At 64.5% G+C, this 11,865-nt stretch carries 11 protein-coding genes; 9 read left to right on the forward strand and 2 right to left on the reverse strand.

The features are described from left to right. Window positions 1–356 (forward strand): IS66 family transposase (locus BLT64_RS24970; protein WP_139171658.1); only part of this gene is annotated, 356 nt, incomplete at its 5' end. Window positions 357–405: 49 nt separating this feature from the next. On the opposite strand, the gene BLT64_RS26670 is transcribed toward BLT64_RS24970, so the two are convergent. Next, window positions 406–615, reverse strand: a complete 210-nt coding sequence (locus tag BLT64_RS26670) for a hypothetical protein (RefSeq protein ID WP_041530697.1) — start codon at window positions 613–615, stop codon at window positions 406–408. 198 nt (window positions 616–813) lie between these two features. Further along, window positions 814–1,698 (reverse strand): MurR/RpiR family transcriptional regulator, encoded by an 885-nt coding sequence (locus BLT64_RS24980; protein WP_011750766.1) that lies wholly within the window; start codon window positions 1,696–1,698, stop codon window positions 814–816. 121 nt (window positions 1,699–1,819) lie between these two features. Here BLT64_RS24980 and BLT64_RS24985 point away from each other — a divergent pair, with 121 nt between their 5' ends. The 8 genes from BLT64_RS24985 to acs all read left to right on the forward strand — a co-directional run. Further along, the gene (locus BLT64_RS24985) at window positions 1,820–2,560 is read left to right on the forward strand and encodes an N-formylglutamate amidohydrolase (RefSeq protein ID WP_011750767.1); all 741 of its coding nucleotides are present in this window, start codon (window positions 1,820–1,822) and stop codon (window positions 2,558–2,560) included. Continuing rightward, window positions 2,560–3,096 (forward strand): TRAP transporter small permease subunit, encoded by a 537-nt coding sequence (locus BLT64_RS24990; protein WP_011750768.1) that lies wholly within the window; start codon window positions 2,560–2,562, stop codon window positions 3,094–3,096. The genes BLT64_RS24985 and BLT64_RS24990 overlap by 1 nt, the downstream gene beginning before the upstream one ends. Next, window positions 3,093–4,418 (forward strand): TRAP transporter large permease, encoded by a 1,326-nt coding sequence (locus tag BLT64_RS24995; protein WP_011750769.1) that lies wholly within the window; start codon window positions 3,093–3,095, stop codon window positions 4,416–4,418. Before BLT64_RS24990 ends, BLT64_RS24995 begins: the two co-directional genes overlap by 4 nt. A gap of 23 nt (window positions 4,419–4,441) precedes the next feature. Next, a complete protein-coding gene (locus BLT64_RS25000; RefSeq protein WP_011750770.1) occupies window positions 4,442–5,482 on the forward strand; it encodes a TRAP transporter substrate-binding protein in 1,041 nt (346 codons plus the stop codon). 53 nt (window positions 5,483–5,535) lie between these two features. Continuing rightward, window positions 5,536–6,897 carry a glutamine synthetase family protein gene (locus BLT64_RS25005; protein WP_011750771.1) on the forward strand — a complete coding sequence of 454 codons (1,362 nt, stop codon included), beginning with the start codon at window positions 5,536–5,538 and terminating at the stop codon, window positions 6,895–6,897. A gap of 37 nt (window positions 6,898–6,934) precedes the next feature. After that, window positions 6,935–8,323: an aldehyde dehydrogenase family protein gene (locus BLT64_RS25010; protein WP_011750772.1), complete on the forward strand. Its 1,389-nt coding sequence runs from the start codon at window positions 6,935–6,937 to the stop codon at window positions 8,321–8,323. Further along, window positions 8,320–9,465, forward strand: coding sequence for an iron-containing alcohol dehydrogenase (locus BLT64_RS25015; protein ID WP_011750773.1), 1,146 nt, complete (start codon window positions 8,320–8,322; stop codon window positions 9,463–9,465). Before BLT64_RS25010 ends, BLT64_RS25015 begins: the two co-directional genes overlap by 4 nt. 451 nt (window positions 9,466–9,916) lie before the next feature. Next, window positions 9,917–11,865, forward strand: a 1,949-nt coding sequence (acs, locus tag BLT64_RS25020) for an acetate--CoA ligase (RefSeq protein WP_074810581.1), incomplete at its 3' end; no start/stop codon positions are given.

The following is an 11,865-nucleotide window of genomic DNA, read 5'->3' on the forward strand; positions in this document are numbered from 1 at the left end:
GCTGGCTCGCCCTGCAACTCACCACGGTCTCAGGCAAATCCCCGCTTGCTTCGGCCATCCGCTATGCCCTGGCCCGCATGGAACGCATGCGCCCCTATCTCGACCACGGCATCCTCGAACTGGACAACAACGTCGCCGAACGAGGCGTGCGTGCTGTCGCCCTCGGCCGCAAGAACTACCTCTTCGTCGGCTCCGAAGCAGGCGGCAAGGCCGCCGCCATCACCTATACGCTGATCGAAACGGCCAAGCTCAACGCCATTGATCCCCACGCCTGGCTCGCCGACACCCTGGCCCGCATCCCAGACTACAAGATCACAAAGGTCGATGACCTGCTGCCTTGGAAATGGCGCGGGTAGCGGTCAGAGCGGACGGTTACGTTTGCGCAAACGTAATCCAGAAATCATTCTAGCGGAATCCGCTATCGCAGTTCCGATGACCGCCGGCCGTGGCAGGAATGCTAGCCTGGATGAGCAAGGTTTCTGCCCAGATCGCGCGGTTAGCCGGCAGCACCTGTCCGGTATAGGCCGTGCGCCCGTCGATCTGACCGATCCGGTAGCCGTCCACAGCCGAGGGAGTCGGACGGATCAACTGGGTGGCCTGCCAGCGCGCCAGCATCCGATCATAACGCCGGTAGAAGCGGGACCGAGAGGCTTGATCGGCCCGTACCGTGGTCCTGGTACTCACCAGATCAAGGGGCCCCTCGCCAGATTTTTGCAATGTTATCCGAGTGCTGGCCGATGCGCGCTCAGGGTGTAAGCCCCTCCACAACCTTCTGCCCCGCTCAGAGGTCAGGTTCATCGAGATACCGCGGGTTCAACCCTTGCCGCGCCGGAACATGCTGGCGCGTTCATACAGCGCCTCGAGCCGCGTCATGCGGTCCTGCGCCTGTGGCCAGTTCAGCTCCTGCACCGCCGCAAGCAAGGTCTCGATCAGCACCATCAGCGCCGTGCTGCTGTCCCAGGCCGAGGGGACCTCGATCTGCGCAGCGAAGCGGAAGCGGGCATGGGCCGATATCGGGCTGATCCAGGGATCGGTGATCAGCACCACGTCCGCGCCCCGCTCGGCTGCCATTTCGGCCAGTTGCAGGGTCGCGCTTTCATAGCGGCGGATGTCGAACACGATCAGCACGTCGCCGGGCCGCATCTCCAGCAGCGCCGAGGGCCAGGTGCTGGACTGGCTGGGCAGTGCGGATACTCCCGGCCGCACAATGCCCAACTGGGTCACCAGATAATCCGCCAGCGCATGGGTGATGCGCCCGCCGGTCACCAGGACCCGGCGTTTCGGATCGGCCAGCATCTCGGCGCAGGCATCGAAATCGGCGTGGTCGATCCGGCTGAGCGTCCGGGTCAGATTGGCCAGAACGGCGTCTGCGAAACGGTTCAGGATATGGGTCTGGGGCACCCCGTCGGTCCAGCGCGCGTGCTTGGACAGGGGCGATTCCAGCCGCGCCTCGATCTCGTTGCGCAGCTGCGCCTGAAATTCCGGATAGCCGCGAAACCCCAGCTTCTGAACCAGGCGCAGCACCGTGGGCGTCGAAACCCCCGCTTCTTTCGCAAGATATGTCATCGAGGCCAGCCCCGCGACGGGAAAGTTCCGCGTCAGGTGGCCGGCCAGCAGGCGCTCGGTCGGGGTCAGGGTGCCGAAACGCTGCATCAGGCGGTCCTCGATGGTGCCCGCGGCTTCATGTTCCTGCGACATCGACGACCCTCCCGACAGCGTCACCGTGTTCGTAACATTCTTAACAGGAAAAACACACTCTGAAAAATAATTGACAGACTCGCCCCGGCTGCTTCAACCTGAGCAGCAATGGAGCGCGCGCATGTCTGATCCTGCATCCTTTTTCCAGATCGATAACGCGGAAGGCGGCGGTGATGCGGTCATCGTGTGCGAGCATGCCTCGAACGATCTGACGGCCGCGGCCAATGCGCTTGGGCTGGGCGCCGATCAGCGCCAGGCCCATATCGCATGGGATCCCGGCGCGCTTGGCGTGGCGAAGGGGCTGTCCTCCGCGCTGGACGCGCCGCTGATCCACGCGACGGCTTCGCGCCTGATCTACGACCTGAACCGCCCCCCCGATTCACCAGGCGCGATGCCTGCGCGTAGCGAGGCATATGACATTCCCGGCAATCGCGACCTGACCCCACGGCAGCGGCTGGAGCGAACCAGGGCGCATTACATTCCCTTTCATGCGGCGCTGTTTTCCTTGCTGGCCCGCAGGCTGGCCAGCGGCAGGCCGACCGCGCTGATCACCGTCCACAGCTTTACTCCGGTCTATTTCGGCACAAGGCGAGAGGTCGAATTCGGCATCATCCACGAGGCCGACGACCGGCTGGCACGAGCCATTCTGGCACGCGATGTCGGGCTTCTCACCCGCCTGAACGATCCCTACAGCGCCGCTGACGGCGTGACCCATACGCTGGCGCTGCATGCCACGCCCCTGGGGCTGGGCCATGCGATGCTGGAAATCCGCAACGACCTGATCGCGACGCCGATGGCGCAGCAGGCCATGGCCGACCGTCTGGCCCCGGCGATCCGCGAAGCCGTGAAGGAGTGTCTGTAATGCCGAACTGGGCGATCTGCTATGTCAGGCGCATCGAGGCGCTGAACTACCGCCTTGGCCGCATCGTCATGTATCTGCTGTTCGTGATCATGGGCGTCCTGCTGTGGTCCTCGCTCACCAAGGTGATCAGGATGCCGTCGCTGTGGACGCTGGAAGTGGCGCAATTCACGCTGGTCGCCTATTACCTGCTGGGCGCGCCCTATTCGATGCAACTGGGCGCGAATGTGCGGATGGACCTGCTCTATGCCCGGATGCCGGTGAAGCGGCAGGCGATCTGGGACATCTTCACCATCTTCTGCCTGTTGTTCTATCTGGGCGTGATGCTGTGGGGGGCGGTGGACAGCACCGCCTACAGCTTTCGGATAGGCGAGCGCGCGCCAAGCGCGTGGCGGCCTCCGCTATGGCCGATCAAGGTCGTCATCACGATCAGCTTCGCGCTCATGATCCTGCAAGCCATCGCCCATCTGATCCGCGACATTGCCATTCTGCGCAACGTCGACATTCCCCGCCCCTTTGTCGGCGAGGTCAACAGATGAGCCATGAATGGATCGCCATCCTGATGTTCTCGACGATGCTCCTGATGATGATCACGGGGCAGCGGGTCTTCGGGGCCATCGGCTTCATCGCCGTGGTGGCGGCGTTGCTCCTGTGGGGGCCGGGCGGCACCGACATGGGCTTTTCGGCGGTGATGAAGGTGATGCGGTGGAACGCGTTGCTGACGCTGCCGATGTTCGTCTTCATGGGCTATGTGATGTCGGAATCGCGGCTGGCCGACGACCTTTATCGGATGTTTCACGTCTGGTTCGGGCCGCTGCCGGGCGGGCTTGCCATCGGCACGGTGCTGTTGATGGTGATGATCTCGGCCATGAACGGGCTGTCGGTCGCCGGCATGGCCATCGGCGCCACCATCGCCCTGCCCGAACTGGTCAAGCACCGCTATGACAAGCCGATGATCTCGGGCGTCATTCAGGCGGGGTCCAGCCTTGGCATCCTGATCCCGCCTTCGGTCGTTCTGGTGCTGTATTCGCTGATCGCGCGCCAGCCGGTCAGCCAGCTGTGGCTGGCGGGGATCGGGCCGGGGTTGCTGATGGCCGCACTGTTCATCGCCTATATCCTGATCCGCACCTGGCTGAATCCGGCGCTGGCCCCCCCGATGCCGGCCGAGGAACGCGCGGCGATCACCTGGCCGCAACGGTTTCGGCTGCTGCGCGCCGGCATCCTGCCGATCATCATCTTCGCCGCAATGATGATCCCCTTCGTCAAGGGCTGGACCTCGCTGACCGAAAGCAGCGTCATCGGCGCCGTGTCGTCGGTGGTCGCCGCCGTCCTCAAGGGCCGCTTCACCCGGCATGTGTTCGAGATCGCGACCCGCCAGACGCTGGCGATCACCTGCATGTTCATGCTGATCATCATGGCCGCGCTCAGCTTCGGGGCGGTCTTCGACGGGCTGGGGGCCGGCCGCGCCATCGGGCGGCTGTTTCTGGGCGAGATGCACCTGACGCCCTTGCAGGTGCTGCTGATCATGCAGGCATCCTTCCTGATCCTGGGGATGTTCCTGGACGACACCGCGATGCTGGTGATCGTCGCGCCGATCTATGTCACCATGGCGCGCAGCCTCGGCTTCGATCTGGTGTGGTATGGCATCCTTTACACCATCACCTGCCAGATCGCCTACCTGACGCCCCCGTTCGGCTACAACCTGTTCCTGATGCGTGCGCTCGCGCCTCGGGATTTCACGCTTGGGGTGATCTATCGCTCGGTATTGCCCTTCGTGATGATCATGCTGCTGACGCTTGGGCTGGTCATTGCGTTCCCCGGCATCGCCATGTGGCTGCCCCAGTCGATCTATGGACAATGACAACCGGCAAGGAGGTAAAGACGATGAACACGACCAGACGAAAGCTCTTGACCAGCGGCGTCGCCGCAGCCGGGGTCGGCGCCCTTGCCGCCCCCGCCATCGCACAGGGCGCGCCGCTGAAATGGCGGATGCAGACCTATGCGGGTGCGGCACTGGGCGAGCATGTCTGCAAGCCCGCAGTCGACGCCTTCAACAAGATCGCCAACGGCCAGATGGAGATCGAGCTTTACTATGCCGACCAGATCGTGCCCACGCCCGAGCTGTTCCGTGCGCTTCAGAACGGCACCATCGACGCGGTGCAGTCCGATGACGACAGCATGGCCTCGCCCACCGAGGTGACGGTCTTCGGCGGCTATTTCCCCTTTGCGCTGCGCTATTCGCTGGATGTGCCGGCGCTCTTCAACCACTACGGCCTGGATGAGATATGGAAGGAGGAATACGCCAAGCACGGCATCCAGCATATCTCGGCAGGGTCGTGGGATCCTTGCAACTTTGCGACCAAGCAGCCGATCAACAGCCTGGCCGACCTTCAGGGCAAGCGTGTCTTTACCTTCCCGACGGCGGGACGGTTCCTCGCGCAATTCGGCGTCGTGCCCGTCACCTTGCCCTGGGAGGACATCGAGGTCGCGCTGCAGACGGGCGAGCTGGACGGCGTCGCCTGGTGCGGCATCACCGAGGATTACACCGTCGGCTGGGCCGAGGCGACGGGCCATTTCCTGACCAACAGTATCTCGGGCGCATGGATCGGCCATTTCTTCGCCAACCAGCAGCGCTGGGAGGAATTGCCCGACCATCTGAAGGAGCTGATGAAAGCCGTCTTCGACCAATCCCATTACTATCGCCAGCATTGGTATTGGGCGGGCGAGGCGCGGCTTCGCGTCGGCGGCGACAAGATGCAGCTGACGACGATTCCCGCCGAGGAATGGGCCACCGTCGAGGAAGCCGCCAAGAAATTCTGGGACGAGATCGCCGCGGAATCCGAGGTCAAGGCCCGCGTCGTGGCCCAGATCAAGGAATACAACGAAGCGATGGAGAAGGCAGGTCCACCCTATCGCTATTCGTGATCACTGCGACTGGGCGCACCCGCGATGGTGCGCCCTCCTTACCGGAGTCACCCATGCCTGCCAACCTTTCCTTGAATAACCTGAAGCAGGCGGTCCAAGCCGGCGAAATCGACACCGTGATCGTCGCGTTGGTCGATATGCAGGGCCGTTTGATGGGCAAACGCTTCCACGCGGCCCATTTTCTCGAGAACCACGACGAGACGCATTGCTGCAACTACCTGCTGGCGACCGATCTGGAGATGAACACGGTGCCGGGCTATGCCTCGGCAAGTTGGGCGGCGGGTTACGGCGACTATGTGATGAAGCCGGACCTTTCGACCCTGCGCCGCCTGCCGTGGGCGGCGGGAACCGCGCTGTGCATGTGCGATCTCTACGACCACAAGACCCACGAACTGGTCCCCCACGCCCCGCGCAGCGTGTTGCGCCGGCAGGTCGAACGCGCAGCCGCGCTGGGTTTCCAGCCGATGATGGCGACCGAGCTTGAATTCTACCTGTTCGAGCAATCCTTCAAGCATCACTTCGACAGCGGCTATCGCTGCCTTGTCCCGACCGCGCGCCACAATGTCGACTATGCCCTCGGCGGCACCTTCGCAGAGGAACCCGTGATGCGGGATCTGCGCAACGGTCTTTACGGCGCCGGCATCCCGGTCGAGAACTCGAAGGGTGAAGCCAACGCCGGCCAGCACGAGATCAATGTCAGATATTCGGATGCGCTGGATACCTCGGACATGCATGTCGTGGTCAAGGCTGCGACCAAGGAGATCGCGAGCAAGCACGGCCTCTCGGCCACCTTCCTTGCGAAAGTCGCGCATGGACAGGCGGGCTCGTCCAGCCATGTGCACCAATCCCTGTTCAGGGACGGCGAGAACGCCTTTTTCGACGAGAATGCCGAACATGGCATGTCCGACCTGATGCGGCACTACATGGCGGGCCAGTTGGAACATGCGCGCGAACTGACCTTTTTTCTTGCCCCCTATGTCAACAGCTACAAGCGTTTCGTGACCGGCCTTTTCGCGCCGACGAACGCGATCTGGTCGGTGGACAACCGCACGGCCGGCTTCCGCGTTTGCGGCGACAACACCAAGGGCGTGCGCATCGAATGCCGGATCGGCGGATCGGACCTGAACCCCTATCTGGCCTGCGCCGCGCTGCTCGCCGCCGGGCTGGAGGGGATCGAGCGGAAACTGGCGCTGGAGCCGGAATTCACCGGTGACGCCTATGCGGCCCAGGATGCCCGGCAGGTGCCCAAGACCCTGCATGAGGCCGCCGATGCCCTGGAGGGCTCGGCCATGTTGCGCGCGGCGATGGGTGATGGGGTCATCGATCACTATGTCCACGCCGCCCGCTGGGAAGTCGAGGAATTCAACCGCGCCGTCACCGACTGGGAACTGGCCCGCGGGTTCGAGCGCGCCTGACACGATCCGCCGGAACCTCCGCCAATACGAGGAAGAGATGAGCAAGACCATCGCCCTGATATCGCCCGCCACCGGCAGGACCCTTGTCGAAAGGCAGACCCTGGGCATCGAGGACGCGCGCGCCGCCGTTGCCCGCGCCCGTGCCGCCCAGCCCGAATGGGCGGCGCTGCCGCTGGACGAGCGGATCGCCCGCATCCGCGCCGGGATCGAGGCGCTGAACGCCATGAAGGATGCGATAGTGCCCGAACTGGCCGATCAGATGGGCCGCCCGATCCGTTACGGCGGCGAATTCGGCGGCGTCAACGAACGCGCCGGCCATATGATGAAGATCGCGGCCCAGGCTCTTGCCCCGACCGTGGTCGAAGACAGCGATCATTTCGCGCGCGAGATCCGGCGCGAGCCGGTGGGCGTGGTCTTTGTCATCGCGCCCTGGAACTATCCCTTCCTGACCGCCGTCAACACGGTCGTGCCCGCCCTGGTCGCCGGCAATGCCGTGATCCTGAAACATGCGAGCCAGACCCTGCTGGCGGGCGAGCGTCTGGCCGAGGCGCTGCATCGGGGCGGCGTTCCCGCCGAGGTGATGCAGAATGTCGTCCTGGACCACCAGACGACCGAGGCGCTGATCGCCGGGCGCAGCTTCGGCTTCGTGAACTTCACGGGCTCGGTCGCCGGAGGGCGTGCGATCGAGCGGGCCGCCGCGGGGACCTTTACCGCGACCGGGCTGGAGCTGGGCGGCAAGGATCCCGGCTATGTCCGCGCCGATGCCGATCTGGATGCGGCGGTGGATGGGCTGATGGACGGCGCCATGTTCAACAGCGGCCAGTGCTGCTGCGGGATCGAGCGGATCTATGTCCACGAAAGCCTCTTTGACGCCTTCGTGGCCAAGGCCGTCGATTGGGTGAACGCGCAGAAGCTGGGCAATCCCCGCGACCCGGATACGACGATGGGGCCGATGGCGCACCGGCGCTTTGCCGATCTGGTCCGCGCGCAGGTCTCCGAGGCCGTGGCGCAGGGGGCAAGGCCGCTGATCGACCCGGCGAACTTTCCCGCCGATGATGGCGGCGCCTATCTTGCGCCGCAGGTGCTGGTCGACGTGACCCACGACATGCGCGTGATGCGAGAGGAAAGCTTTGGCCCCGTCGTCGGCATCATGCCGGTTCGCGACGATGCCGAGGCGATCGGGCTGATGAACGATTGCGACTATGGGCTGACCGCCTCGATCTGGACCGCCGATGCCGATGCCGCCGCCCGGATCGGCAGCCGGCTTGAAACCGGCACCGTCTACATGAACCGCTGCGACTATCTGGACCCGGCGCTGTGCTGGACCGGCTGCAAGGACACCGGACGCGGCGCGGCGTTGTCGGGCCTTGGCTATCTGGCCGTGACGCGGCCGAAATCCTACCATCTGAAAAAGGTGACGAAATGACGTTTCGTGCGAACTGGTCCTATCCGACCACCATCAAATTCGGCCCGGGCCGCGTCACCGAACTGGCCGAGCATTGCAGGGCCGTGGGCATCGCGCGTCCGCTGCTGGTGACCGACAAGGCATTGGCGAGCCTGCCCATAACCGCGCAGGCCCTGGATGTTCTGGATGCCTCCGGCCTTGGCCGCGCGGTCTTTTCCGAGGTCGATCCGAACCCGCACGAAGGCAATATGGAGGCCGGCATCGCCGCCTACAAAGCCGGCGGACATGACGGCGTGATCTGCTTTGGCGGCGGCTCGGCGCTGGATCTGGGCAAGATGATCGCGCTGATGGCGGACCAGACCGTATCCGTTTGGGACTTGGAGGACATCGGCGACTGGTGGACCCGCGCGGATGCCGGCAAGATCGCGCCCATCATTGCCGTGCCGACGACCGCGGGCACGGGCTCCGAGGTCGGGCGCGCCGGGGTCCTGACGAACTCGGCCACGCACAAGAAGAAGATCATCTTCCACCCCAGGCTGATGCCTGCCGTCACGATCTGCGACCCCGAACTGACCGTGGGCATGCCGAAATTCATCACCGCCGGCACCGGCATGGATGCCTTCGCCCATTGCCTCGAAGCGTTCTGCTCGCCCCATTACCACCCCATGTCGCAGGGCATCGCGCTTGAGGGGCTGCGGCTGGTCAACGAATACCTGCCCCGCGCCTATGCCACGCCCGACGACCTCGAGGCCCGCGCGCACATGATGAGCGCCGCCGCCATGGGGGCCGTCGCCTTCCAGAAGGGGCTGGGCGCGATCCACAGCCTGAGCCATCCGGTCGGCGCGGTCTACGGCACCCATCACGGCACCACGAATGCGGTGGTCATGCCGATGGTGCTGGACTTCAACCGATCCGCCATCGAGGACCGGCTTGCCCGCGCCGCCGACTATCTTGGCATCAAGGGCGGCTTCGACGGCTTCCGCGCACGGGTGATCCAGCTGCGCAGCGAGCTTGCCATCCCCCAGAACCTCACCCGGCTGGGGGTCCAGACCGAACGTCTGGACGAATTGACCGAGATGGCGCTGGAGGACCCGAGCTGCGGCGGCAACCCGGTCGAGATGACGCGCGAGAACACCCGCGCGCTGTTTGAAAGCTGCATGTGAATATATCGCGCGGCCCCGCGATACTCCGGGGCCGTGCCTTTTCCTGCCTTCGCAAACGCAGCCCTTGCGATGCAGACGATGCGCGGCTGGAAATCCCGCTATGCGGCATCGAGGGCGGCAGCATCGCACGGCTCAGCTGTCGGGCTGCCCCGATGCGCTGCCGGCGAATGCTCGCCCCCTGCTGATGCGCTCTTGGCGCCCTCTCGGATCGCTGTCCCGATCGGCAAGATGGTCCCGGATGACGGTTCAGGCCAGTATGTAAAATATTTACAAATCACATCTTCAGCCTGTCAATTTATTAACAAAATTTCCTTTATATATAAATGCTTAAAATAGATGCAGTGATATGATTAACATTGGGTTGGAGCTTTCCTGCAGCAGCCTGACATGAAAACGTCGACATGGCGCCGCAGGAAAGGGGGAAATGACGCGATTGCTCGTGGGGGGAGCCATGACCATTGAAACTTCTGGGAAACATCCGATTCCGCCGGGTTTTGGGGATGCCCTGGTCCAGCCTGGCGATTACGCCCGCATGTATGCCGAATCGATCTCGGACCCTGACGGGTTCTGGGGCCGCGAGGGCAGGCGGCTGGACTGGATCCACCCCTATTCCAGGGTGAAGAACACCGATTTCGCCATGGGCCAGGTCTCGGTGAAGTGGTTCGAGGACGGCATCCTGAACGCCTCGGTCAACTGCATCGACCGCCACCTGCCCGGGCGCGCGAACCAGGCCGCGATCATCTTCGAGCCGGACGACCCGGACCAGCCGGCGCGCCACATCACCTATGCGGAACTGTCGGAAAAGGTGAACCGCTTCGCCAACGTGCTGCTGAGCCAGGGGGTGATGCGCGGCGACCGGGTGGTGATCTACCTGCCGATGATCCCCGAGGCGGCCTATGCCATGCTGGCCTGCGCGCGGATCGGCGCCATCCACTCCATCGTCTTCGCCGGCTTCTCGCCCGACGCGCTGGCCAACCGCATCAACGACAGCGGCGCCAAGCTGGTGATCACCGCCGACACCGCGCCGCGCGGCGGCCGCAAGACGGCGCTGAAGTCGAATACCGACGCGGCGCTGCTGCATTGCTCGGACCGGGTGCGCTGCCTGGTGGTCAGGCATACCGGCGACCAGACCAGCTGGATCGACGGGCGCGACGTGGACGTGCTGGCGATGATGGAGCAGGTCAGCCCGGATTGCCCGCCGCGGCCGATGAATGCCGAGGACCCGCTGTTCATCCTCTATACCTCGGGCTCGACGGGCAAGCCCAAGGGCGTGGTGCATTCGACCGCCGGCTACCTGCTTTATGCCGCGATGACGCATCAATACGTCTTCGACTACAAGGACGGCGACATCTTCTGGTGCACGGCCGACGTGGGGTGGGTGACGGGGCACAGCTATATCGTCTACGGCCCGCTGGCCAACGGCGCCACGACGCTGATGTTCGAGGGCGTGCCGACCTGGCCGGATGCCGGCCGCTTCTGGGCGGTCTGCGAAAAGCACGGGGTCAACCAGTTCTACACCGCGCCGACCGCCATCCGGGCGCTGATGGGGCAGGGGCCGGAATGGGTCGAGAAGCACGACCTGTCCAGCCTGCGGGTGCTGGGCACGGTGGGCGAGCCGATCAACCCCGAGGCCTGGGTCTGGTACGACCGGCATGTGGGCAAGGGGCGCTGCCCGATCGTCGACACCTGGTGGCAGACCGAGACCGGGGGTCACATGATCACCTCGCTGCCCGGCGCGATCGAGGCCAAGCCGGGCTCGGCGACGCTGCCCTTCTTCGGGGTCAGGCCGGTGGTTCTGGATGCCTCGAGCGGGGCGGTGCAGGAGGGCGACGGGGTCGAGGGGGTGCTGTGCATCGCCGACAGCTGGCCGGGGCAGATGCGCACGGTCTGGGGCGACCACCAGCGCTTCATGGAGACCTATTTCCAGCAATATCCGGGCTATTACTTCACCGGCGACGGCTGCCGGCGGGACGAGGACGGCTATTACTGGATCACCGGGCGGGTGGACGACGTGATCAACGTCTCGGGCCACCGGATGGGCACGGCCGAGGTGGAATCGGCGCTGGTGGCGCATGAGAAGGTGGCCGAGGCGGCGGTGGTGGGCTATCCGCACCCGCTGAAGGGCCAGGGCATCTATGCCTATGTGACGCTGATGAACGGGGTCGAGCCCAGCGACGAGCTGCGCGCCGACCTTGAGAAATGGGTGCGCACCGAGATCGGCCCGATCGCCAAGCCCGACCTGATCCAATGGGCGCCGGGCCTGCCCAAGACCCGTTCGGGCAAGATCATGCGCCGCATCCTGCGCAAGATCGCCGAGGACGATTTCGGCGCCCTCGGAGACATCTCCACGCTCGCAGACCCGGGCGTCGTGGACCAACTCATCGAAAACAGAATGAACCG

This window comes from Paracoccus denitrificans, assembly GCF_900100045.1.
Taxonomy (GTDB): domain Bacteria; phylum Pseudomonadota; class Alphaproteobacteria; order Rhodobacterales; family Rhodobacteraceae; genus Paracoccus; species Paracoccus denitrificans.

What these genes read in the sequence shown, in the direction of transcription:
- BLT64_RS26670 (WP_041530697.1), bottom strand. Translation starts at nt 615, where the DNA reads ATGCTGGCGCGCTGGCAGGCCACCCAGTTGATCCGTCCGACTCCCTCG.
- BLT64_RS24980 (WP_011750766.1), bottom strand. Translation starts at nt 1,698, where the DNA reads ATGTCGCAGGAACATGAAGCCGCGGGCACCATCGAGGACCGCCTGATG.
- BLT64_RS24985 (WP_011750767.1), top strand. Translation starts at nt 1,820, where the DNA reads ATGTCTGATCCTGCATCCTTTTTCCAGATCGATAACGCGGAAGGCGGC.
- BLT64_RS24990 (WP_011750768.1), top strand. Translation starts at nt 2,560, where the DNA reads ATGCCGAACTGGGCGATCTGCTATGTCAGGCGCATCGAGGCGCTGAAC.
- BLT64_RS24995 (WP_011750769.1), top strand. Translation starts at nt 3,093, where the DNA reads ATGAGCCATGAATGGATCGCCATCCTGATGTTCTCGACGATGCTCCTG.
- BLT64_RS25000 (WP_011750770.1), top strand. Translation starts at nt 4,442, where the DNA reads ATGAACACGACCAGACGAAAGCTCTTGACCAGCGGCGTCGCCGCAGCC.
- BLT64_RS25005 (WP_011750771.1), top strand. Translation starts at nt 5,536, where the DNA reads ATGCCTGCCAACCTTTCCTTGAATAACCTGAAGCAGGCGGTCCAAGCC.
- BLT64_RS25010 (WP_011750772.1), top strand. Translation starts at nt 6,935, where the DNA reads ATGAGCAAGACCATCGCCCTGATATCGCCCGCCACCGGCAGGACCCTT.
- BLT64_RS25015 (WP_011750773.1), top strand. Translation starts at nt 8,320, where the DNA reads ATGACGTTTCGTGCGAACTGGTCCTATCCGACCACCATCAAATTCGGC.